The organism is Leptotrichia hongkongensis (genome assembly GCF_041538065.1).
Classification (GTDB): domain Bacteria; phylum Fusobacteriota; class Fusobacteriia; order Fusobacteriales; family Leptotrichiaceae; genus Leptotrichia; species Leptotrichia hongkongensis.
The window spans coordinates 44,822-65,290 of sequence record NZ_JBGORW010000004.1 but is presented as its reverse complement, the minus strand read 5'-3'; the positions used below and the strand labels follow the sequence as shown (position 1 = coordinate 65,290).

The following is a 20,469-nucleotide window of genomic DNA, read 5'->3' as shown; positions in this document are numbered from 1 at the left end:
TTTGAGTGAAATAACAATTTTTAAAGATAAGATTTTTTTATTTAAAGTTATTACAATCCAAAAATTAAAATTTAATAAAACCAGCAATTTGAAATTATCATTGTATTTTAAATTTCATATAAAAAATAATTTTAGTTGAGACATTTTTAGTTAGGAATATGAAAGTTTATTTTATCAAATGGACATTTTTATTTTTTATTAAAACAAGGCGGTTTACTTGAATTTAGTATTAAAATATGGTATACTTGTTAATATAATTATTTAATAAATTAACACTAAAATACTCTAATTGGTATTTTTTAAGTGAGGATGAATTATGAAATTAAATAAAGATATTCGGATACGTATATTATATATATTTGTTTTATATATAATATATAGTTTTTTACTGGATAAATATGATTATGTAGCAAAATATCTAACTAATTTTATATTTATCCTGTTTATATTTGTAAAATTTATATTTGGACAGTTGGATTTTTATGCAGAACGTTTTAGATATAAAGATGTTTTTATAACTTTAGGAATTGATTTGATATTTTCAGGGATGCTTTATGCTTTTTGGAAAAGAATTGATATTATTTATATATATGTATTAATATTTGTATTTCAAGTGATTTTTAGAAAAATTATATGTTCCATTTATATGAAAAAGCAAAATGTATTAATATTTGGTTCAAATCACATAGAAAACAACATTCAGGAAGATATTATAAATACATTAGACTACAATTATATTGGTTATATTTCAAATAATAAAAGCAAAGCAACAAAATATCTTATTGGAAATTACAACGAAATGGAAAAAATCATTGCTAAAAATAATGTTGATATTCTAGTAATTGTAAAAGATATAAAAAGTTCTGATTTCAAAAAATATTTAAAACGCATATTTGATTTAAAAATCAACGGACTAAAAATAATGACTTATGAAGAATTTAACGAAGATATTCAAAAAAAAATTGATATAAATCAAATAAATGAAGAATGGCTTTTGGAATCAAACGGATTTGATATTCTAAATAATGAAATGCAAAAAAATATAAAACGAGGGATGGATTTAATACTGGCATTAATTTTGATGGTTATTCTTTCCCCACTTGCATTAATTACAGCAATAATTATTAAATTTGAATCTAAAGGGCCAGTTATATTCAAACAGACAAGAATAGGTGAAAATATGAAACCTTTCAGAGTTTATAAGTTTAGAAGTATGAGATTACATGATCCTGATAAATATTCAAAATATACTCTAGATAATGATACAAGAGTTACAAAATTTGGTAAGTTTATGAGAAAAACAAGGATTGACGAGTTGCCACAACTTTGGAATATCTTAAAAGGTACAATGAGTTTTATTGGTCCACGTCCAGAGTGGGACATACTTGCAAAAGATTATGCAAAACAGATAAATTATTATAATCTAAGACATCTTATAAAACCTGGAATAACAGGTTGGGCACAAGTAATGTTCCCGTATGGTGAAAGTTTAGATGACGCAAAAAAAAAGCTTGAATATGATTTATATTACTTAAAACATCAAGATTTAGTGCTGGATGTATTAATTGTTGCAAAAACAGTTAAGGCTGTTTTGTTTGGGAAAGGTAAATGAAATTACACTTATAATACTTTTAAGGAGGTATTTTTAAATGAAAGGAATTATTTTAGCTGGAGGTAGTGGAACTAGACTCTATCCATTAACAAAATCAATTTCAAAACAAATCATACCAATTTATGATAAACCTATGATTTATTATCCTTTATCTGTACTTATGCTTGCAAATATAAAGGATATTTTGATTATTTCTACACCAAGGGATTTGCCTTTATTTAAAGAACTTTTAGGAGATGGAAGTGATTTGGGGATATCTTTAAAATATCAAGTGCAAGAAAAGCCTAATGGACTTGCAGAAGCTTTTTTAATTGGTGAAGAATTTATTGGTAATGATAACGTAGCTTTAATTTTAGGAGATAACATATTTTACGGTAGCGGATTTTCTGGGTTAGTTGAACAGGCCGCTAATTTAACAAAAGGAGCTACAATATTTGGATATCCTGTAAAAGATCCCAGAGCTTATGGAGTTGTAGAATTTGATGAAAATGGAAAAGCCATTTCATTAGAAGAAAAACCAAAAGAACCTAAATCAAATTATGCGATTCCAGGTTTATATTTCTATGACAATACAGTTATCGAAAAAGCAAAAAATGTAAAACCATCCGCAAGAGGTGAACTAGAAATAACAGCTATGAACGAAATGTATCTTTCTGAAGGAACATTGAATGTTAAAAATCTTGGAAGAGGTACAGCTTGGCTAGATACAGGTACTCATGAATCTTTGCTAGAAGCAGCTAATTATGTGGAAGCTATACAAAAGAGGCAGGGATTATTTATTGCTTGTGTTGAAGAAATTGCTTATCAAAAGGGATGGATTACAAAAGAGAAATTAAAAAATTTAGCAGAATATCTCATTAAAACAGAATATGGGAAATATCTGTTAAATTTAATTAACAAATAAAATAAATGCACAAGGAGTCTAAAGTTGAAAATATTTAAATATAAATATCGATTATATCTTTTTTTATTTTTCATGTTTTATTTTATCTTTTTATTTTTTAATAATTCAATTTATGTACAATTAAATAAATTTTATGAAAAAATTCCTTTTCAAAAAAAAGGGTATGAATTTAGTGTTGATGAACCAATTGGTTCGATTGATAAAAATACTAAAGTAGAAGTATTTTATAAACTACAATCTAAAAATAATGTTAGAGGATTAGAACTTTTATCTGCTACTTATGGAAGAATTAATAAAGGTGATTTGAATATTAATATTCTAAATGCTAAAAACAATAAGCTAATAGTTAATAAAACTATTAATCAAACTCAGATAAAAGATAATGATTATATAGAGGTTATTTTTCCTCGTGTAGAAAATAACTTAGAAAACATAAAAATTTTAATTACTTCATCATCTGAAAAAGATACATCAGTAACAATGTGGAAATCTAATGTGTTAAAAAATAATCCAAATATATTGTTAATAAATGGCAAAAAGACAAGTGGAAATTTAATAGTAAAAGAGCTCCATAAACCTTTATTTATTAAAAATATTATGTATTTTTTTGTAAGTGGTATTGTAATTGCAATAATTTCTTTTGTGCTATTTAAAATAATTGTTAACTTAAATAACATTGTAATTTTTTTAACAAGCTATAAGATTTTAATAAATGATTTAAAAAAATATTATAATTTACTTTTTGAAATGGTAATTAGAGATATAAAAGTAAAATATAAAAAATCTATATTAGGATTATTATGGAGTGTATTAAATCCTTTATTGATGATGATTGTAATGACAATTGTTTTTTCAACATTATTTAAAAGCGATATTAAAAACTTTCCGATATATCTTTTAATAGGGCAGATAACTTTTTCTTTCTTTTCAGATGCAACGAATATGTCAATGATGTCTATAATAACAAATGGCTCATTATTAAAAAAAGTATATATTCCAAAATATATATTTCCAGCATCTAAAACGATATTTGCATTAGTAAACTTTTTGTTTTCATTAATAGCGATAGCAATTGTAGCAATATTTACTAGACAACCAATTTCTATTCATATCATTGGGTTACCGTTATTGATAATTTATATGTTTATATTTTCGTTAGGAATAGGATTGGTTTTATCAAGTTTTGCAGTTTTTTTCCGGGATCTTGTACATTTATATGGTATATTATTATTAGTTTGGATGTATCTTACTCCAATTTTTTATCCAGTACGAATTATTCCAGAAAAATTTTTAATTTTTATAAAATTAAACCCAATGTATCATTATATAAGTTATTTTAGAGAAATTTTGTTATACAATAGATGGCCTTCATTTAAAATGAATATTATTTGCTTGACATTCGCAATTTTATCATTAATTTTAGGATCTATTGTATTTTATAGAAAACAGAATGAATTAGTATTAAACGTTTAATTTTTAAATGGGAAGGGAAATAATGAAAAAAACAATAATAAAGTTAGATAATTTATCAATGTGTTTTAATTTAAATAGTGAAAAAATATACTCTTTAAAAGAATATCTGATAAAATTTCTAAAACGTGACTTGAATTTTGAAAAAATGTGGGCATTAAAAAATATAAGTTTTGAATTAAATGAAGGAGATATACTTGGAATTGTCGGATATAACGGAGCTGGCAAAAGCACATTATTAAAAGTTATTTCAGGAATTATAAAACAAACTGAAGGAAGCATAGAAGTTCATGGAAATATATCTCCTTTAATCGAACTTGGTTCTGGATTTGACATGGATTTAACTGCTAGAGAAAATATTTTTTTAAATGGATACATTTTAGGTTATAGTAAGAAATTTTTAAAAGAAAATTTTGATAGAATTATTGAGTTTGCAGAGCTAGAAGATTTTGTTGATGTCCCATTAAAAAATTTTTCTTCAGGTATGATTGCAAGATTGGGATTTTCAATAGCAACTATTATTAATCCTGACATATTAATTGTAGATGAAATACTATCTGTTGGAGATTTTAAATTTCAAAAAAAAAGTGAACAAAAAATCAAAAGTATGATGAAAGAAGGAACAACAGTAATTTTTGTTTCCCATTCAATTGATCAAATAGAAGAAATATGTACAAAGGTTTTATGGTTAGAAAAAGGAGTAGTGAAAAAAATGGGGAACTCCAAAGAAATTTGCGAAGAATATAGGAATAGCTAGTGATAGGAAAGGAAATAAAAATGATTACAAAAAGTAAAAAAGCTTTAGAACTATTAAAAAAAACGGTAATAACAATGCAAAAAGAAGGAGTAAATGGAGTTACTGAAAAAACAAAAAAATATTTTAAAAGAAGAAGAAACCTTAAGTATAGAAATCATTATAGAGATTTTTTATTTATAAATGGATGTTCTTTAGAACATCCTAGTAGATATAGGGTAACTCATCAAATAGAACAACTTAATTATGTAGGATATTCATGTGAAGAAGTATGGTATGAGAAATTAACAATGGATATGGTTAAATTCTATAGAGGATTTATATTTTATAGATGTCCGAGCACACCATTAATATTAGAATTTATAGATAAAGCAAAGAGTTATAATAAAACAACTTTTTTTGATATAGATGATTTAGTTATAGATGAAAAATATGTAAAAACCATAAAATATCTAGATGAAATGTCAAAAGAAGACTATGCCATTTATATGGACGGAGTTAATAGAATGCAGGAAACTCTTAAAAAATGTGATTATGGAATAACTACGACCAAAACATTAGCTAGAGAATTAGAAAATTATGTTCCTGAAGTTTATATTAATCGTAATGTTTCATCTGAAAAAATGTTGGAAATTTCCGAGAGTATTATAAAACAAAATGAAAAAAATGGAAAAGATGATGATAAAATTTATCTTGGATACATGAGTGGAAGTATAACACATAATCCAGATTTTGAATTAATATCTCCTGTAATAAAAAAATTATTGAAAAAATATGACAATGTGTATCTATCAGTTGTTGGTTTTTTGGATGTTCCCGAAAATTTAAAAGAGGTAGAGCATAAAATTGTAAAAAAAGATTTTGTGGATTGGAAAAAGCTACCAAAATTAATTTCAGATCTTGATATAAATTTAGTTCCTTTAGAAGAGTCAGTTTTTAATGAAGCGAAGTCAGAAAATAAATGGGTAGAAGCAGGGCTTGTAAAAACTGTAACAGTAGCAAGTGCTGTTGGTCCGTTTAAAGATTTTATAAAAAATGGAGAGACAGGATATTTATGTACAAATGAAAATGAATGGGAAGAAGTTCTCGAAAAATTAATACAGGATAAGAATTTGAGATATAAAATAGCCGAAAAAACATATAATATAGTTAGAAAAGAAAATGTTACTGCTTACACAGGAATGGGACTAGCTAGATTTTTGGAATCAAAATTGAAAGAAAATATATTATTTGTATTACCTTCTACCAATATTAGTGGAGGGGTAAATGTTGTAAAGAAACATTGTAATATATTGAGAGATTATGGATATGATGTGACAGTTTTATCAATGGATTTCGATGATGATAATATATTATATGAGGGTAAAGAGATAAATACAGTGTGTATAAATAAAACTTTTTTACATGCTTACTTTAAAAAAGCAGTTGGAACATTGTGGAGTACAATGGATTTTATAAAAGGGTATCATAAAATTAAAGAGAAAAAATACTTGGTTCAAAATTTTGAAACGGATTTTTATGAAACAGGGGATTATTTTAAGAATATGGCTAATTTGACATATAATTTTTTTAATAATACTCAATATCTGACAATTTCAAAATGGTGTGAAGATTGGTTAAAAAATAAATATTTTAAGGAAGTCAAATTCGCACCAAATGGAATAAATCTTTCTCTATTTCCGTTTAAAATAAGAAATTTTGAGGAAGGTAAAATAAAAATATTAGTAGAAGGAAATTCGGAAGATTATTATAAAAATGTGGATGAAAGTTTCAAAATAATAGAAAAACTAAATCCTGAAAAATATGAGATAATATACTTGTCTTATAAAGGTAAACCAAAAAATTGGTATAAAGTGGATAAGTTCTATAATAAGATTCCTCATGAAGAAGTAAGCAAAATATATAGCGAAGCACATATTTTATTAAAATCCAGTATTTTAGAAAGTTTTTCTTATCCTCCACTGGAAATGATGGCAACAGGAGGAGTGTCTGTTGTAGTTCCAAATGGTGGAAATATTGAATATTTGAAAAATGAAAATAATTGTTTATTCTATGAACAGGGAAATATAGAAGAAGCAGTGAAATGCATAGAAAGAATAGTTAATGATAAAGAATTAAGAGATAAATTAATAAAAAATGGTTTGACAACTGCTAAAGAAAGGGATTGGAAAAACATAGAAAAGGAAATAGTAGAATTATATCAATAATAAAATTTGTTAGAGGTGAATTTATGAAAAGAAAATTATTGATAATTTTTATTTTAATTGTTGCAATAATAATTCCTTGTTTTAGTTATATATATATAAATATCATAATAAAAAATTCAACACAATTATATAATATAGAAGCAGTTGGAGGTATAAAAAAAGGAACTAAGTTGACTCAAGAAATAGAAATTCCTGGTAAACTAAAAAGATATGGAATCAAATTTGCAACTTATTTACGAGATAATAATGGGAAAATAAAAATATCTTTAGAACAAAATAATAAAAAAGTCGAGGAAATAATAGATGTTTCTACAATAAAAAATGATGAGTTTAGATATTTAAAAATGAATTTTTCAAAAATAAAAAAAGGGAAAGCAATTTTAGTAATAGAAGGAATTGATGGGACTGAAAAAAATTCTGTGACATTATACATGTCAGATGATATTTCGTTGGGAACTTTAAGTAAAAATAGCGAAAATTTAAAAAAGGGAATAGTCTATGATTCAGAATATTATAGCTTTGATAAAATTGCGGGAGTACAATTGATATATTTATTTTTAGCTATAGCGAGTTATTTATGTTTGATAAAATTTTCTAAAAAAGAAGAAGAAAATAATCTAAAAATTTATGCTTCTATGGTTGCAATAACTTTTTTTGTTATAAATGTAAAAGCTCCGACACTTTCATTTTATACAGAACCTTATGCAGAAATAGTCACTAATTTTTTTATCAATGGAATAAATAAAAGTTTTATTAGTAATCTTTTTATACAAGATGCAGGTTATTTACCATTATTTCAACGAGTAGTATCGTTAATTATAATAAAAATTTTTGGTTTTTTGGGATTTAAAATAGTTGTCATTATAATGCAAAATACAGGAATATTAATTATTTCCATTATAACTTCTCTATTTGTTTTAAAAATCTATAAAAAATATGGTAATTTATATTTTAGATTTTTAATATCTATTTTACTTGGAACTCTTAGAATAGGATCATTTTTAGATTCTCATGTTTTTATTAATTTTTCTTATTATAGTTTAGTGGCTTTAATTTTAATATCTTTCTTAGATTTTAATAAATTAAAAAGAAAAAATTATATAATGTTAATGATAATGGTAGTATTTTTAAGCATTTCAAAATCTCATTTTGTTGTAATGTTTCCATTAGTATTTTTTTCTTTTCTAATTTTTAGAAAAAAAATATCAAGAAGATACAATATATTTTTATTAATAATAGGGATTTCAAATATAATTCAGATATTATATATGAAAAACAATATTGGACTTTGGGTTGGAAATAAAGAAAAAATAACTATTTTAGAAATTTTTAATAATTCATTTCATCAGATGATACAGCAATTGATATTTTTGTTTTTTCCAGAGTTATCAACAGCTTTTAATAGTATAAATTTGAATATAACTTTTTTAATAATTTTCTTTTTTTTGTTTGGATACAGCCTTTATTTAGTATACAGAAATAGAAATAAAGAAAGTATATTATTGTTTAGCTTAATATTACTAATAGTAGGAGTTTCAATATTTAATGTTTTAGCAAGAGTATGGTATAAAGATATTGATTGGATGGAAACTATAGGTGCTATAAGTAATAGACATTCATTTTTTATAATAGTTTCTATGATATTTATTATAGTATTGTTATTGTATAATGTAAAAAAGCAAATAGAAATTAAAAAAAATTCAGAAATATTGAAATATTTTAATTTATTTAGTCTACTTATAGTATTTTCTCTATTCATAAGATTTTTAGTTCTTGATAATAATCAATCTATAAATTATAAAGAATCCTATTCTGATTGGCGAAGATATTATAAATTTTTAGAAAAGGATACATATTTAATCCCATTAGATCCTTATCCTTGGTCTATTTCAAAAAATGTCGAAAATTATCATATTGGAGATACGAGTTATAATAGTTTTTTTAAAAAAAATGAAAATATAGATTCGAATAGTATAAATCAATTACATGAAATAAACTTAAAGGAACCAAGAGAAATTTCATATTTGTATGCCAAGAGATTGAGAACAGATAATAATGGAATGTTAAAGGTTATTTTATATGGAGAAAAAGATGATGTAATAGCAGAAATTATACAGATGAATTCTAGTAAAAGACAATTTGTAGGATTTATGAATACAAAAAAAGAAAAAATATATAAAATAAAATTTTTTAATTTAGATAATACAGAAGCATATATTCAACCTGAATTAGTTATCTCAACACCTTTAAATAATATTGAAAGGAGAAATGTAATAAAAGTAAACAATTGATTTTATTACAGAAAAATATGAAAATAATAATACCAATGACAGGATACGGTTCAAGATTTGTAGCTGCTGGATATAAGGATTTAAAACCATTTATAAAAGTTCAAGGAAAACCAATGATAGAATGGATTATAAAAGGAATGTATCCAAATGAAAAAAATTTTTTATTTGTTTGTAGAAAAGAACATTTAGATAAAGATCCAGAGATGAGAAAAAGACTTCTAGAGTTAGCACCTGAAGGAGAGATTTTTGAAGTGGATAATTGGGTAAAAAAAGGCCCTGTATATGATGTATTACGAGCATCAGAGAAAATAGACAATAATGAACAATGTATAATAAATTATTGTGATTTTTATATGTCTTGGGATTTTGAAAAATTTAAGCACGAAGTAACAAGTAGAGGGAGTGAAGGTGCAGTTCCTTGTTATACAGGATTTCATCCTAATTTATTACCTGAAAAGAATTATTATGCATCATGTTTGACGGATGAAAATAATAATTTGATAGAAATTAGAGAAAAATATTCTTTTCAAGAGGATAAGCAGAAAGCTAAACACTCTCCTGGGGTTTATTATTTTAAAACAGGAGAAATATTAAAAAAATATTGTCAAAAATTGGTTGAAAGTAAAGATCAGGCTATAAATGGAGAATTTTACGCAAGTCTTCCATATAACTTTATGGTAAAGGATGGTTTAAAAGTTTGGGTTCCTACAAATGTAAACAAATTTTGTCAATGGGGAACCCCTGAAGATTTAAAAGAATATCTTTTTTGGACTGAAACTGTGAAAGGAATGGTGAAATAAATGAAAATATTAATCCCGATGGCAGGAGAAGGAAAAAGATTTTCAGATGCAGGATATAAATTAAGTAAACCTGTTATCCCCACAATAGACAGAAGAACTGGGAAAGAATATCCTATGGTAGTTTGTGCTACATTGGATTTGCCTGGATTAGAAACTAATGGAAATAATCTCATATATGTAGATAGGGATTTTCATAAAAAAGATGGCATTGAAGAAAAAATAAAAGAATTTTTCCCTAAAGCAAATTTTATAACAGTAGATAAATTAACAGAAGGACAGGCATGTACCTGCCTGTTGGCAAAAGAAAAAATAAATAATAATGAAGAGTTGCTAATCGCTGGTTGTGACAACGGAATGATTATTAATCAGAATAAATTTGAAAAAATGAAAAAAGAATGCGATGCATTGGTTTTTACATATAGAAATAACGAAGCGGTTTTAAAAAATCCAAATGCTTATGGGTGGGTTAAAGTAAATGATAAAGATGAAATAACAGGATTGTCAATAAAAAAAGCTATATCAGATACTCCAATGAATGATCACGCAATAGTGGCAACTTTTTGGTTTAAAGAAGGAAGTATATTTGTGAAAAGTGCTGAAAAAATGATACAGGAAAATGACAGAATAAACAATGAATTTTATGTTGATAGCGTAATTTCACACTTATTAGATTTAGGGTATAGTGCAAAAGTTTTTGAAATAGATAGATATATTGGTTGGGGAACTCCGAAAGATTATGAAGAATACCAGAATACAATAAAATATTGGAAAGAGTTTGTAAAAGAGGATAAAAATTACTTGGGAGACTAAAAATATAATGAAAAGAATTATATGGATTTTATTTTTTATTATTGGAATTCTTATTCCCTGTTTTACTTATATTTATGATAATTTAAATAAAACAATGGTTACAAATTCTTATAATCTTGAAGTTACAAATGAAATAATAAAAGGTAATAAAATTTCACAAGAAATATATGTACCTGGAAAAATAAATAAATTTGGTTTGATGTTTGGAACGTATATGAGAAAAAATTCTGGGAAAGTAAAAATTTCTTTTGAACAAAATCATGAAATAAAAACAGAGAAGACTTTAGATGTCTCTGAAATAGAAAATGATAAAATAAATTATATAAAAATGAATTTTTCAAAAATAAAAAAAGGAAAAGCCACTTTAATCATTGAAGGAATAGATGGGAAAGAAAACAACTCAATAGTGCTGTATAAATCTTCTGATGTTTCTCTTGGTAAAATTGATAAAGAACCAAATAATAAAGGACTTGTTTTTGAAATGAGTTATTATTTAATAACAAAAACAGTTATTATACAAATATTTTATTTATTTTTGACTGGTATGTGTTATACATTAATATATAAAATGTCAAGAAATAATAAAAAATATAATAAGAGATTGTATTTCTTAACATCAGTTATGATATTTTTTATAATTAATGTAAAAGTTCCTATTGTTTCATTTAATTCTGAACCATATGTTGAAACATTATCAAATTTTTTATTTTTTGGAAGAAATGAAAATTTTTTGAATAATTTATTTATTTCAGATTCAGGCTATTGGCCATTATTTCAAAGATTAATAGGACTAGTTATAATAAAATTGTTTCATTTTAATTTAAAATGGATAATCTTTATAATGCAAAATACAGGAGTTATATTTATTACATTATTTTCTTCTTTGTTTGTGTTAGAGAAATTTCAAAAATATGGAACCTTTCTTTTTAGATTATGTATTGCAATAATTTTAGGTGGTGGGGTAACGTTAACCTCTTCAATTGAAGGCTATTATTTTTTTAATTTTACTTATTATGGAATTGTAGCTTTGATATTTATATCGTTATTAGATTTTAATAAATTATCCAAAAAGATATATATTTTTATACTAATCTTTTCTTTTTTTATAAATATTTCAAAACTATATTTTATAATTTTATTTCCAATAACAATTTTTATTTTATTATTTTTTTGGAAAAAAATTACAAATAGAGAAAAACTTTATCTAATAATAATTAGTTTTTCAAATTTTATACAAATATTGTATATAAAATTTAATAATTCAGGTAATGGATTATTAGAATCAAAGATTAATATTCCTGATATTAATAATTTACTGTATAGAATTACTCAACAGTTTATTTTTTTATTTTTCCCTGAAGTAAATAATTCGTATAACATAGCTTTTTTAAATATAACTTTTCTAATAATTTGGTTTTTATTTATAGGGTTGAATATATATTTTTTTGTATCATTAAAAAATAAAGAAATTGTAATATCATTAATATTAATTTTAATAATAATAGGAACAACATTTTTAAATATATTAACAACAGGAAAAATGTTTGGATGGAATTCTGGGTTTGAATGGATGAAAACTTCTAATATTATAAATATGAGACATTCTTTATTTATTAATATTTCTTATATCACGTTACTAGTATTGACATTATATAACATTAATATATTATTTCTTAAGAATAATTCTAATTTTATGTTTTATGAAAAATTTAAAAACTTTTTTTATTTAATTATGATATTCGTTTTAATAATTAGATTTTCTGCATTTGATAATAATGTAATAAACTCAGATTATCCTGTATCATTAAAGAAAGAAGAAGTTATATCAGATTGGAATAATTATAATGTTTTTTTTAAAGAGTCTGATTATATAATACCTTTTAATCACACTCTTGCATTATCTAAAGGGAATATTAATATATATAGTGTTACGCATAATAAATTGGAAAAGTTAATGCCTGTACTAGTGTCTCCCGAGCAAAAAAAACTTATAAAATACAAATCAGGGGTGTTTTGGTTAGGAAAAACGGATGAAAATATAAATCAAACATCTGAAATCTCTTTTGAAAAAGAAATAAGCGTAAGTTATATATATGCCGAAAGATTAAGAGCGAATAATCTAAATAAAATAAAAGCTATAGGATTTAATAAAAATAATGAAATTGTTTGGAATTCAGAACAATTAAATAATCCAGAAAAGCAATTTGTTGGATTTAAAATAAACAACTATGAAAAAATTAAAAGAATTAAATTTTATACTTTTAATAACAATATAACATTTGTGAAAGATAGAATTTTTATAGGAACTTTTGATGAATATTAATACAGTATTCTCATTACAATGGAAGGAAAGAGCTATCATGAATGAACTAAAAGATTTAATAAAATTATCTAAATATGCAGGAATGCGAGAGGATATTATACAAGCAGGTGGAGGAAATACCTCTGTAAAAATTGATGATGAAACAATGTTTATAAAATCTTCTGGATATCAACTTTCGGAAATGGAAGAAAATGTAGGTTATTCTAAAGTAAATTATAAAAAAATTGTAGATTATTTTAAAACAAATCTAGAAATAGAACGTAGTGATGAAAAAAACTTGTTAGAAGATACTCTAATTGAAGGAAAAAGGCCCTCAATTGAAACTTTTTTACATTCAATAACAGAGAAATATACTTTGCATACTCATCCAGTATTAATTAATGTGTTTACTTCGAGGACAAATGGGATGGAAGAGTTGAAATATATGTTTCCCAATAGTCTAATCATAGGATATCAAACACCTGGAATATTTTTAGCTAAAGAATTTTTTGATAAATTTTCAAAATTAGATAATCCTCAAAAAGCCAATATAGTTTTTTTGAAAAATCATGGATTAATAGTAAGTGGGAAAAATGCTGATAAGGTTATTGAATTACATGAAAGTGTTTTAAAGATACTGGAAGGCAAATTAAAGATTAATATGCAAGCATATAGAAATTCAACATATTTATACCAAAAACTAGAAGAAATTATAGAAAATAATATTGTATATTTATGTGAAAATAGTAAAATTAAAAATTTTAAAGAAAATAATAATATTAATAAAATAAATTATTGTTTTTCTCCTGATAGTTTGATTTATTGCAATAAAAAAATATTAGTGTTAAATAAAAACGATGATGTGTTAGAAGCTACTAAAAAACATATTCTAGAATATGGTAATGCTAATGTAATATTTTTTGAAAATGAATTTTATATAATTGCATCAAATATAAAGAAAGCCAAAGAAATTGAAAGTGTCTTGAGTTTTAATTTACAAGTGCTTGAATTAAATAGAAATGATGAAATGGATTTTTTAACTGAAGAAGAACAGAATTTTCTTTTAAATTGGGATTCTGAAAAATATAGAAAAAATCTTTGAATAAGGAGATAATTGTGAAAAAAATTAAGAAATTTGAGATATTTATTATTGTTGTATTGATTTTAAAAATAATAGCAATGGGACTTTTTTCATCAGATTATCAAAATAATTTATTTATGAAATTTATATATGGTTTTATTAATGAATCTACGAATGGAAGATTCGTAAATCCATACTCTATTTTTAAAAATGAAACAACTTTATTTCCTTATCCTCCAGTTATGTTTTTTATAGAACTGGCAGGAGGAATTATGTCTATAGGAATAAAAAATATTTTTATAAAAAATATTTTATTTAAAATACCCATTCTCATATTTGATTTATTAGGATTATATTTTTTTATAAAAATGTTTCCAAATAGAAAAAAATATATAGGAGTGTTATATTTTGCTTCACCGATTATATTTTATGCTTCGTATATGCATAGCCAGTTGGATATAATTCCGACAGTATTTTTATTAGGTTCTTTATATTTTTTAATAAATAGACGAAATAATACTATTTTTTCTATAATGCTGGCTTTAGCATTGTCTTCAAAACTTCATATATTAGCAATTATTCCACTACTATATCTCTATATATACAAAAAAGACGGTTTTATTGAGGCAACAAAATCTATAGGTGTATCTTTTCTATTAACGGTATTAATAATTTTACCATTTTTTGATACAGAGAATAATTTTATGAAAATGGTTATAATGAATAAAGAACAAAAAGGTGTAACTAGTATATTTTTGCAATACCAAAATAATAGAATATACTTATCGATATTAGCAATTATGTGCGTTTATTTAAAAGCTTTCAGTTTAAAAAAGATAAATAAAAATTTATTGTATAGTTTTTGTGGAGTATTATTTTCTATATTTTTGATATTGGTTCTTCCTATGCCAGGATGGTATATATGGATTGTGCCTTTTATTACAATATTTTTTGTAAATATCAGTATGGATAAATATGTAAATATCTATATTTATTTATTTTTAAATATATTATATGGAATATATTTTATATTTGCACATAGAACAATGCACACAGATTTATATTTTTTGAATTATAATTTAAATTTTTTAAAAATAAATAATACTCTAATTATAAATATTATATTTACAATGTTAACTGCTGTATTGACATATGTAAGCTATATGATGTATCAATTGGGAATTGCAGAAAGTTTGTTTTATAGAAGAAAAAATAAATCATTTTCTATTGGTATATCAGGGGATAGCGGGGCAGGTAAAAGTACATTAATTGAAATGATAAAAAATATATTTGGAGAAAAAAATATTCTTTTTCTTGAAGGTGATGGTGATCATAAATGGGAAAGAGGAAATGAAATGTGGAAGCAGATAACAGCATTAAATCCAAAAGCCAACTATATTCATAAACAAGCAGATGATTTAAATAATTTAAGAAGAAGCCAAAATGTATTTAGGGTAGAATATGATCATGATACAGGAAAATTTACTGAAAGTTCTAAAGTAAAGTCCAAACCTTATATTGTATTATGCGGTCTTCATGCTTTATACCTTCCTAAAATGCGAAAAAATCTTGATTTAAAAATATATATGGATGTTGATGAAAAATTAAGAAGATATTGGAAAATCCAAAGAGATACTTATCATAGAGGATACAGTAAGGAAAAAGTTTTAGAATCTATTGAACAAAGAATGCCTGATGCAATAAAATATATTTATCCTCAAAAAAAATATGCAGATATATTAATAAAATATTTCGATAAAACATTAACAGATTATACTGTAAAAAATCATAATGTCAAATTAGATTTAGAAATTACATTAAATGCAGATATAAATTTAGATAATTTTATTTTTGAACTTAGACAATTAGATATAGTTGTTAACCATGATTATAAAGATGATTTAACGAAGCAAGTTGTCATTTTTAGTAGTGAAAATTTAAATGATAAAATAATTAATTTTAGCAACATTGCTGAAAGAATAATCCCAAATTTAGATGAAATTTTAAATAAAGATTTGAGTTATGTAAATAACCTTAATGGAATAATAGAAATGATAATATTAATTTCAATAAGCTATAAAATGAGAGAGGAAGGGATTAATTAATGGTAAAGGCAGTTATATTTGATTTAGATGATACTCTTTATAATTACAATGAGTTAAATGAACAAGGGATAAATGAAATATGTAAATACACTTGTCAAAATCTAAAGATATCAAAAGAACATTTTTATAAAGCGTTTGATAAGGCAAAAAAAGATGTAAAGAGTACATTAGGCAATGTAGCCTCTTCGCATAATAGACTTTTGTATTGTCAGAAAACTCTTGAAAATTTAAATGAAAATCCTTTTTCTATAGCTCTTGAAATGTATGAAGTATATTGGCAGCATATTTTAAAAAATATGAAGTTGAATGATAATGTATTAGAAGTTTTAGAGTTTAGTAAGCAAAAAAAGATAAAAATAGGGATATGTACTGATTTGACGGTTCACATACAGCACAGAAAAATAAGAAAATTAGGTATAGATAAGTATATTGATGCGATAGTTACAAGTGAGGAAGTGGGGGTTGAAAAACCAGATTTTAAAATGTATAATAAGATATTAGAAAAATTAGATGTAACTCCTGAAGAGTCTTTATTTGTAGGAGATAGTTTGAAAAAAGATGTATTAGGATCTATTGAATATGGCATGAAAGCTTTATGGTATTCTAAAACAGGTAGTGATAAATGTCGGTCAATACAAGATTTTAATGAATTATTGGAGATATTAAAAAATGATAGATTTAAATAAATTTGATAAAAAAGAAATTTTCAAGTTTCTTGTAGGTGGAGGAACTGCTGTTATCATAGATTTTTTAGTATATAAAATATTAATGATAATGGGTATAGAAAGAACAATTGCAAAAACTATTTCATTTATTTGTGGCTCAATAGTGGGATTTATAATTAATAAATACTGGACATTTAAAAGTCCAAAGTTTCAGATAAAGGAAATATTAAAATATACAATTTTATATATAATAACAGCCTTTATTAATTCACAAGTGAATAAGTACACTTTATTATTGTTCGGAAGTGAATTTTTTGCATTTTTATGTGCAACAGGAGTTAGTACCATATTAAATTTTTTAGGACAGAAATTTTTAATTTTTAGATAAAAAAGGAGGAAATATAGAATGAAATTTTCAATAATAGTTCCATGTTATAACGAAGAAAAAAATATACCTTTAATTCTTGAAAAATTTAATAATGTTATTAAAAATGAAGAAATAGAAGTAATTCTTGTAAATAATGGTTCAACAGATAATTCAGCAAAAATATTTGAAGATCTCTTACCCAAATTCTCATTTGCAAGAACAGTTTTAGTACCTGTAAATCAAGGATATGGATATGGAATATTACAGGGATTAAAAGAAGCAAAAGGAGATTTTTTAGGATGGACACATGCAGATATGCAGACGGATCCTAAGGATGTGATAAAAGCTTATAAAATTTTAGAAAAAGAAAATTGGAATAAAAAAGTTTATGTTAAAGGAAATAGAAAAGGAAGACCCTTTTTCGATCAATTTTTTACATTTGGAATGTCTGTATTTGAGACAATTTTTATGGGTAAGGTTTTATATGATGTAAATGCACAGCCTAATATTTTTTCAAAAGAATTCTTTTCCAAATGGGAGAATCCTCCTAAAGATTTTTCTCTTGACTTGTATGCATTATATATGGCTAAAAAAAATAAGTTAAAAATTATAAGATTTGATGTCTTATTTCCTGAAAGAATACACGGACAATCTACTTGGAATACTGGATTAGCATCTAAATGGAAATTTATAAAAAGAACTATGGCATTTAGTTTAGAATTGAAAAAAAGAGGTGTGAAGTAATGGAATTTATAGCACATAGAATAAATAAATTAGAAGAATTAGAAACATTACCTAAAGAATATGGAGTTGAAATAGATTTAAGGGATAATGTTGATGGAAAAATCTATATAAATCATGATCCTTTTATTTTAGGTGAAGATTTTGAAGAGTATCTAAAAAAATATAGCCATGGAACTATGATATTAAATATAAAAAGTGAGAGAATAGAACTTAAAATTTTAGAACTGCTAAAAAAATATAGCATAAATAATTATTTTTTTCTTGATTCTTCTTTTCCAATGATAAAATTGTTGTCAGATAAGGGTGAAAAAAATATTGCTTTAAGATATTCTGAATACGAAGGATTAGATACATTAGAGAAAATGCAAGGAAGAGTTAATTGGGTATGGGTAGATTGTTTTACAAAATTACCAATAAATAATGAAATTTATAGAAAAATAAAAAATATGGGGTATAAATTGTGTCTAGTATCACCAGAGTTGCAAAATCAGAAGGAAAAGCTAGAATTATATGCTAAGCAGATAAAAGATGAAAAACTAGAATTTGATGCAATTTGTACAAAGGAATATAATGTAGAAAAATGGAAAGAATTACTACAAATTTAACAAATAAAAGAACAAAAATTATGAAAATACCTGCAACTGTAATCTGGTATAATCCAGACGATGAAAATATAAAAAATATAAGGACATACATTGATTATGTGGAAAAATTATACATAATTGATAATTCTAAAGAAAATAATAAAAAGTTAGCTGATAGTTTAAATAATTTAAAAACGGAGTATATTTATAACGATAAAAATTTAGGAATTGCAAAAGCTTTGAATTTGGCTTGTGAAAAGGCAGTTAATGATAATTTTGAATGGATATTGACTATGGATCAGGACAGTTCATTTGATTCTAATAGTATAAAATCTTATTTTAGAACTTTTGAGAAGATGACAAAAAATAATGTTGGTATTATTTCTCCTAGGCATATTTTAAAAAATGATATAGATAAATCTAGCGATGATAACGAATCTGTTGAGATTGATCATGTGATGACTTCAGGAAATTTATTAAATTTAAAAATATGGGAAGAAATTGGAAAATTTGATGAAAACCTTTTTATTGATGAGGTTGATAGTGAAATATGCTTTAGAATAATAGAAAGTGGATATAAGGTCATTCAATTAAATAAAATACGAATGTTTCACGAATTGGGAAATCTCGAGAAAAGAAACTTTTTTACAAGAAAAATTTCTGTTTTAAACCATAATCATATAAGAAAATATTATATTATGAGAAACAAATTTTACATGTTAAAAAAATATAAAAAATATAGATTAAGATATATTTACTATATTTTGAATGATTTTTTTAAAGTTATTTTTTATGAAAAAGATAAGTTGAGAAAATTGAAATATATGTTTAAGGGAATTACTGATTTTATGAAGAATAAGATGGGTGAACTGGATGATAGAAAATAAAAAAATTGATATTCTTATGGCAACCTATAATGGCGAGAAATATTTAGTTGAACAGCTTGATTCCATTATTAATCAGACATATCGTAATTGGAATCTACTGATACGTGATGATAATTCGACAGATAAAACATTGGAAATTATACAAAATTATCATAAAAAGGATAAAAGAATAAAAATTTTAAAGGATAATAAAGGAAATCTTGGAATAGTGCGGAATTTTGAAGAGCTATTAAAAAGTTCGGAATCTGAATTTATAATGTTTTCTGATCAAGATGATATTTGGGTTAAAAATAAACTAGATATGTATTTAAAAATGATAGAAAAAATTAAAAATAAGGGATTTATGATTCATTCTGATGCTATCTTGTTTGATAAAAATAAATCCAATATTTTAAAAGATACTTTTATTTCTAAAAAAGCGATAAATAGAGGACTGGAAAATGTATTTTTTAACTATTTTGTACAAGGTGCTACTATTCTAATTTCAAAAGAAATAAAGAATTTTATTTTACCTTTTCCTAAAGAAGTTTATTTGCATGATAGATATATTCATCTTATCTCAGAATTATTTTTTGAGAGAATATTCGTTAATAAGGCATTAATATATTATAGACAACATGGAGATAATCAGATTGGAGCTAAAAATACTGTAAGAGAGCTTTTGTCAAAAAGATACTTTGATGAGAGGGACAGACAGCTGATAAAAGTTATTTATAATAAATATGGCAGTTTGTTGACAGAAGATAAGAAAAAATTAATTGAAGAATATTTTAAAATAACAGATATAAAAAAGAATAGATTCAATAGATTTTTTGTGTTAAAAAAGTTTAAAATTGATATACCATTAAAGAAACAAATATCCTTTTTAGTAAAAGGATAAAATAAA

17 protein-coding genes are annotated in these 20,469 nt (G+C 24.1%); all 17 read left to right on the top strand.

The features are described from left to right. Positions 1–316 precede the first annotated feature (316 nt). The 17 genes from ACEG17_RS04030 to ACEG17_RS03950 all read left to right on the top strand — a co-directional run bounded on the left by ACEG17_RS04030 (position 317) and on the right by ACEG17_RS03950 (position 20,463). Complete coding sequence (locus tag ACEG17_RS04030; RefSeq protein WP_372582657.1) at positions 317–1,612, top strand: sugar transferase; 1,296 nt, start codon at positions 317–319, stop codon at positions 1,610–1,612. Between the two features lie 37 nt (positions 1,613–1,649). Further along, positions 1,650–2,516: a glucose-1-phosphate thymidylyltransferase RfbA gene (rfbA, locus tag ACEG17_RS04025; protein WP_372582656.1), complete on the top strand. Its 867-nt coding sequence runs from the start codon at positions 1,650–1,652 to the stop codon at positions 2,514–2,516. 24 nt (positions 2,517–2,540) lie between these two features. Then, a complete protein-coding gene (locus ACEG17_RS04020) occupies positions 2,541–3,989 on the top strand; it encodes an ABC transporter permease (RefSeq protein WP_372582655.1) in 1,449 nt (482 codons plus the stop codon). Positions 3,990–4,011: 22 nt separating this feature from the next. Then, positions 4,012–4,743, top strand: a complete 732-nt coding sequence (locus ACEG17_RS04015; protein WP_372582654.1) for an ABC transporter ATP-binding protein — start codon at positions 4,012–4,014, stop codon at positions 4,741–4,743. A gap of 20 nt (positions 4,744–4,763) precedes the next feature. After that, positions 4,764–6,947, top strand: coding sequence for a glycosyltransferase (locus ACEG17_RS04010; protein WP_372582653.1), 2,184 nt, complete (start codon positions 4,764–4,766; stop codon positions 6,945–6,947). 23 nt (positions 6,948–6,970) lie between these two features. Beyond that, complete coding sequence (locus tag ACEG17_RS04005) at positions 6,971–9,238, top strand: hypothetical protein (RefSeq protein ID WP_372582652.1); 2,268 nt, start codon at positions 6,971–6,973, stop codon at positions 9,236–9,238. 17 nt (positions 9,239–9,255) lie between these two features. Then, entirely contained in the window at positions 9,256–10,038 is a 783-nt protein-coding gene (locus tag ACEG17_RS04000; RefSeq protein ID WP_372582651.1) for a glycosyltransferase family protein, read from the top strand. Next, on the top strand, positions 10,039–10,848 hold the full coding sequence (locus tag ACEG17_RS03995; RefSeq protein ID WP_372582650.1) for a glycosyltransferase family protein: 810 nt from the start codon (positions 10,039–10,041) through the stop codon (positions 10,846–10,848). Between the two features lie 841 nt (positions 10,849–11,689). Beyond that, positions 11,690–13,171: a hypothetical protein gene (locus tag ACEG17_RS03990; protein ID WP_372582649.1), complete on the top strand. Its 1,482-nt coding sequence runs from the start codon at positions 11,690–11,692 to the stop codon at positions 13,169–13,171. Further along, positions 13,161–14,252 carry a class II aldolase/adducin family protein gene (locus ACEG17_RS03985; protein ID WP_372582648.1) on the top strand — a complete coding sequence of 364 codons (1,092 nt, stop codon included), beginning with the start codon at positions 13,161–13,163 and terminating at the stop codon, positions 14,250–14,252. Before ACEG17_RS03990 ends, ACEG17_RS03985 begins: the two co-directional genes overlap by 11 nt. Positions 14,253–14,266: 14 nt before the next feature. After that, positions 14,267–16,336, top strand: coding sequence for a uridine kinase (locus tag ACEG17_RS03980; RefSeq protein WP_372582647.1), 2,070 nt, complete (start codon positions 14,267–14,269; stop codon positions 16,334–16,336). Continuing rightward, positions 16,336–17,022: an HAD family hydrolase gene (locus ACEG17_RS03975; protein WP_372582646.1), complete on the top strand. Its 687-nt coding sequence runs from the start codon at positions 16,336–16,338 to the stop codon at positions 17,020–17,022. Before ACEG17_RS03980 ends, ACEG17_RS03975 begins: the two co-directional genes overlap by 1 nt. Next, complete coding sequence (locus tag ACEG17_RS03970) at positions 17,006–17,389, top strand: GtrA family protein (protein ID WP_372582645.1); 384 nt, start codon at positions 17,006–17,008, stop codon at positions 17,387–17,389. The genes ACEG17_RS03975 and ACEG17_RS03970 overlap by 17 nt, the downstream gene beginning before the upstream one ends. Before the next feature lie 18 nt (positions 17,390–17,407). Continuing rightward, positions 17,408–18,112, top strand: a complete 705-nt coding sequence (locus tag ACEG17_RS03965) for a glycosyltransferase family 2 protein (RefSeq protein ID WP_372582644.1) — start codon at positions 17,408–17,410, stop codon at positions 18,110–18,112. Continuing rightward, positions 18,112–18,717, top strand: a complete 606-nt coding sequence (locus ACEG17_RS03960; protein ID WP_372582643.1) for a PI-PLC domain-containing protein — start codon at positions 18,112–18,114, stop codon at positions 18,715–18,717. The genes ACEG17_RS03965 and ACEG17_RS03960 overlap by 1 nt, the downstream gene beginning before the upstream one ends. Further along, a complete protein-coding gene (locus ACEG17_RS03955) occupies positions 18,693–19,583 on the top strand; it encodes a glycosyltransferase family 2 protein (RefSeq protein WP_372582642.1) in 891 nt (296 codons plus the stop codon). Before ACEG17_RS03960 ends, ACEG17_RS03955 begins: the two co-directional genes overlap by 25 nt. After that, on the top strand, positions 19,570–20,463 hold the full coding sequence (locus tag ACEG17_RS03950; protein WP_372582641.1) for a glycosyltransferase family 2 protein: 894 nt from the start codon (positions 19,570–19,572) through the stop codon (positions 20,461–20,463). Before ACEG17_RS03955 ends, ACEG17_RS03950 begins: the two co-directional genes overlap by 14 nt. Positions 20,464–20,469 lie beyond the last annotated feature (6 nt).

Excerpts from the sequence above, each read along its gene's own strand:
- ACEG17_RS04030 (WP_372582657.1), top strand. The coding sequence starts at position 317 with ATGAAATTAAATAAAGATATTCGGATACGTATATTATATATATTTGTT.
- rfbA (WP_372582656.1), top strand. The coding sequence starts at position 1,650 with ATGAAAGGAATTATTTTAGCTGGAGGTAGTGGAACTAGACTCTATCCA.
- ACEG17_RS04015 (WP_372582654.1), top strand. The coding sequence starts at position 4,012 with ATGAAAAAAACAATAATAAAGTTAGATAATTTATCAATGTGTTTTAAT.
- ACEG17_RS04010 (WP_372582653.1), top strand. The coding sequence starts at position 4,764 with ATGATTACAAAAAGTAAAAAAGCTTTAGAACTATTAAAAAAAACGGTA.
- ACEG17_RS04005 (WP_372582652.1), top strand. The coding sequence starts at position 6,971 with ATGAAAAGAAAATTATTGATAATTTTTATTTTAATTGTTGCAATAATA.
- ACEG17_RS04000 (WP_372582651.1), top strand. The coding sequence starts at position 9,256 with ATGAAAATAATAATACCAATGACAGGATACGGTTCAAGATTTGTAGCT.
- ACEG17_RS03995 (WP_372582650.1), top strand. The coding sequence starts at position 10,039 with ATGAAAATATTAATCCCGATGGCAGGAGAAGGAAAAAGATTTTCAGAT.
- ACEG17_RS03990 (WP_372582649.1), top strand. The coding sequence starts at position 11,690 with ATGCAAAATACAGGAGTTATATTTATTACATTATTTTCTTCTTTGTTT.
- ACEG17_RS03985 (WP_372582648.1), top strand. The coding sequence starts at position 13,161 with ATGAATATTAATACAGTATTCTCATTACAATGGAAGGAAAGAGCTATC.
- ACEG17_RS03975 (WP_372582646.1), top strand. The coding sequence starts at position 16,336 with ATGGTAAAGGCAGTTATATTTGATTTAGATGATACTCTTTATAATTAC.
- ACEG17_RS03970 (WP_372582645.1), top strand. The coding sequence starts at position 17,006 with ATGATAGATTTAAATAAATTTGATAAAAAAGAAATTTTCAAGTTTCTT.
- ACEG17_RS03965 (WP_372582644.1), top strand. The coding sequence starts at position 17,408 with ATGAAATTTTCAATAATAGTTCCATGTTATAACGAAGAAAAAAATATA.
- ACEG17_RS03960 (WP_372582643.1), top strand. The coding sequence starts at position 18,112 with ATGGAATTTATAGCACATAGAATAAATAAATTAGAAGAATTAGAAACA.
- ACEG17_RS03955 (WP_372582642.1), top strand. The coding sequence starts at position 18,693 with ATGGAAAGAATTACTACAAATTTAACAAATAAAAGAACAAAAATTATG.
- ACEG17_RS03950 (WP_372582641.1), top strand. The coding sequence starts at position 19,570 with ATGATAGAAAATAAAAAAATTGATATTCTTATGGCAACCTATAATGGC.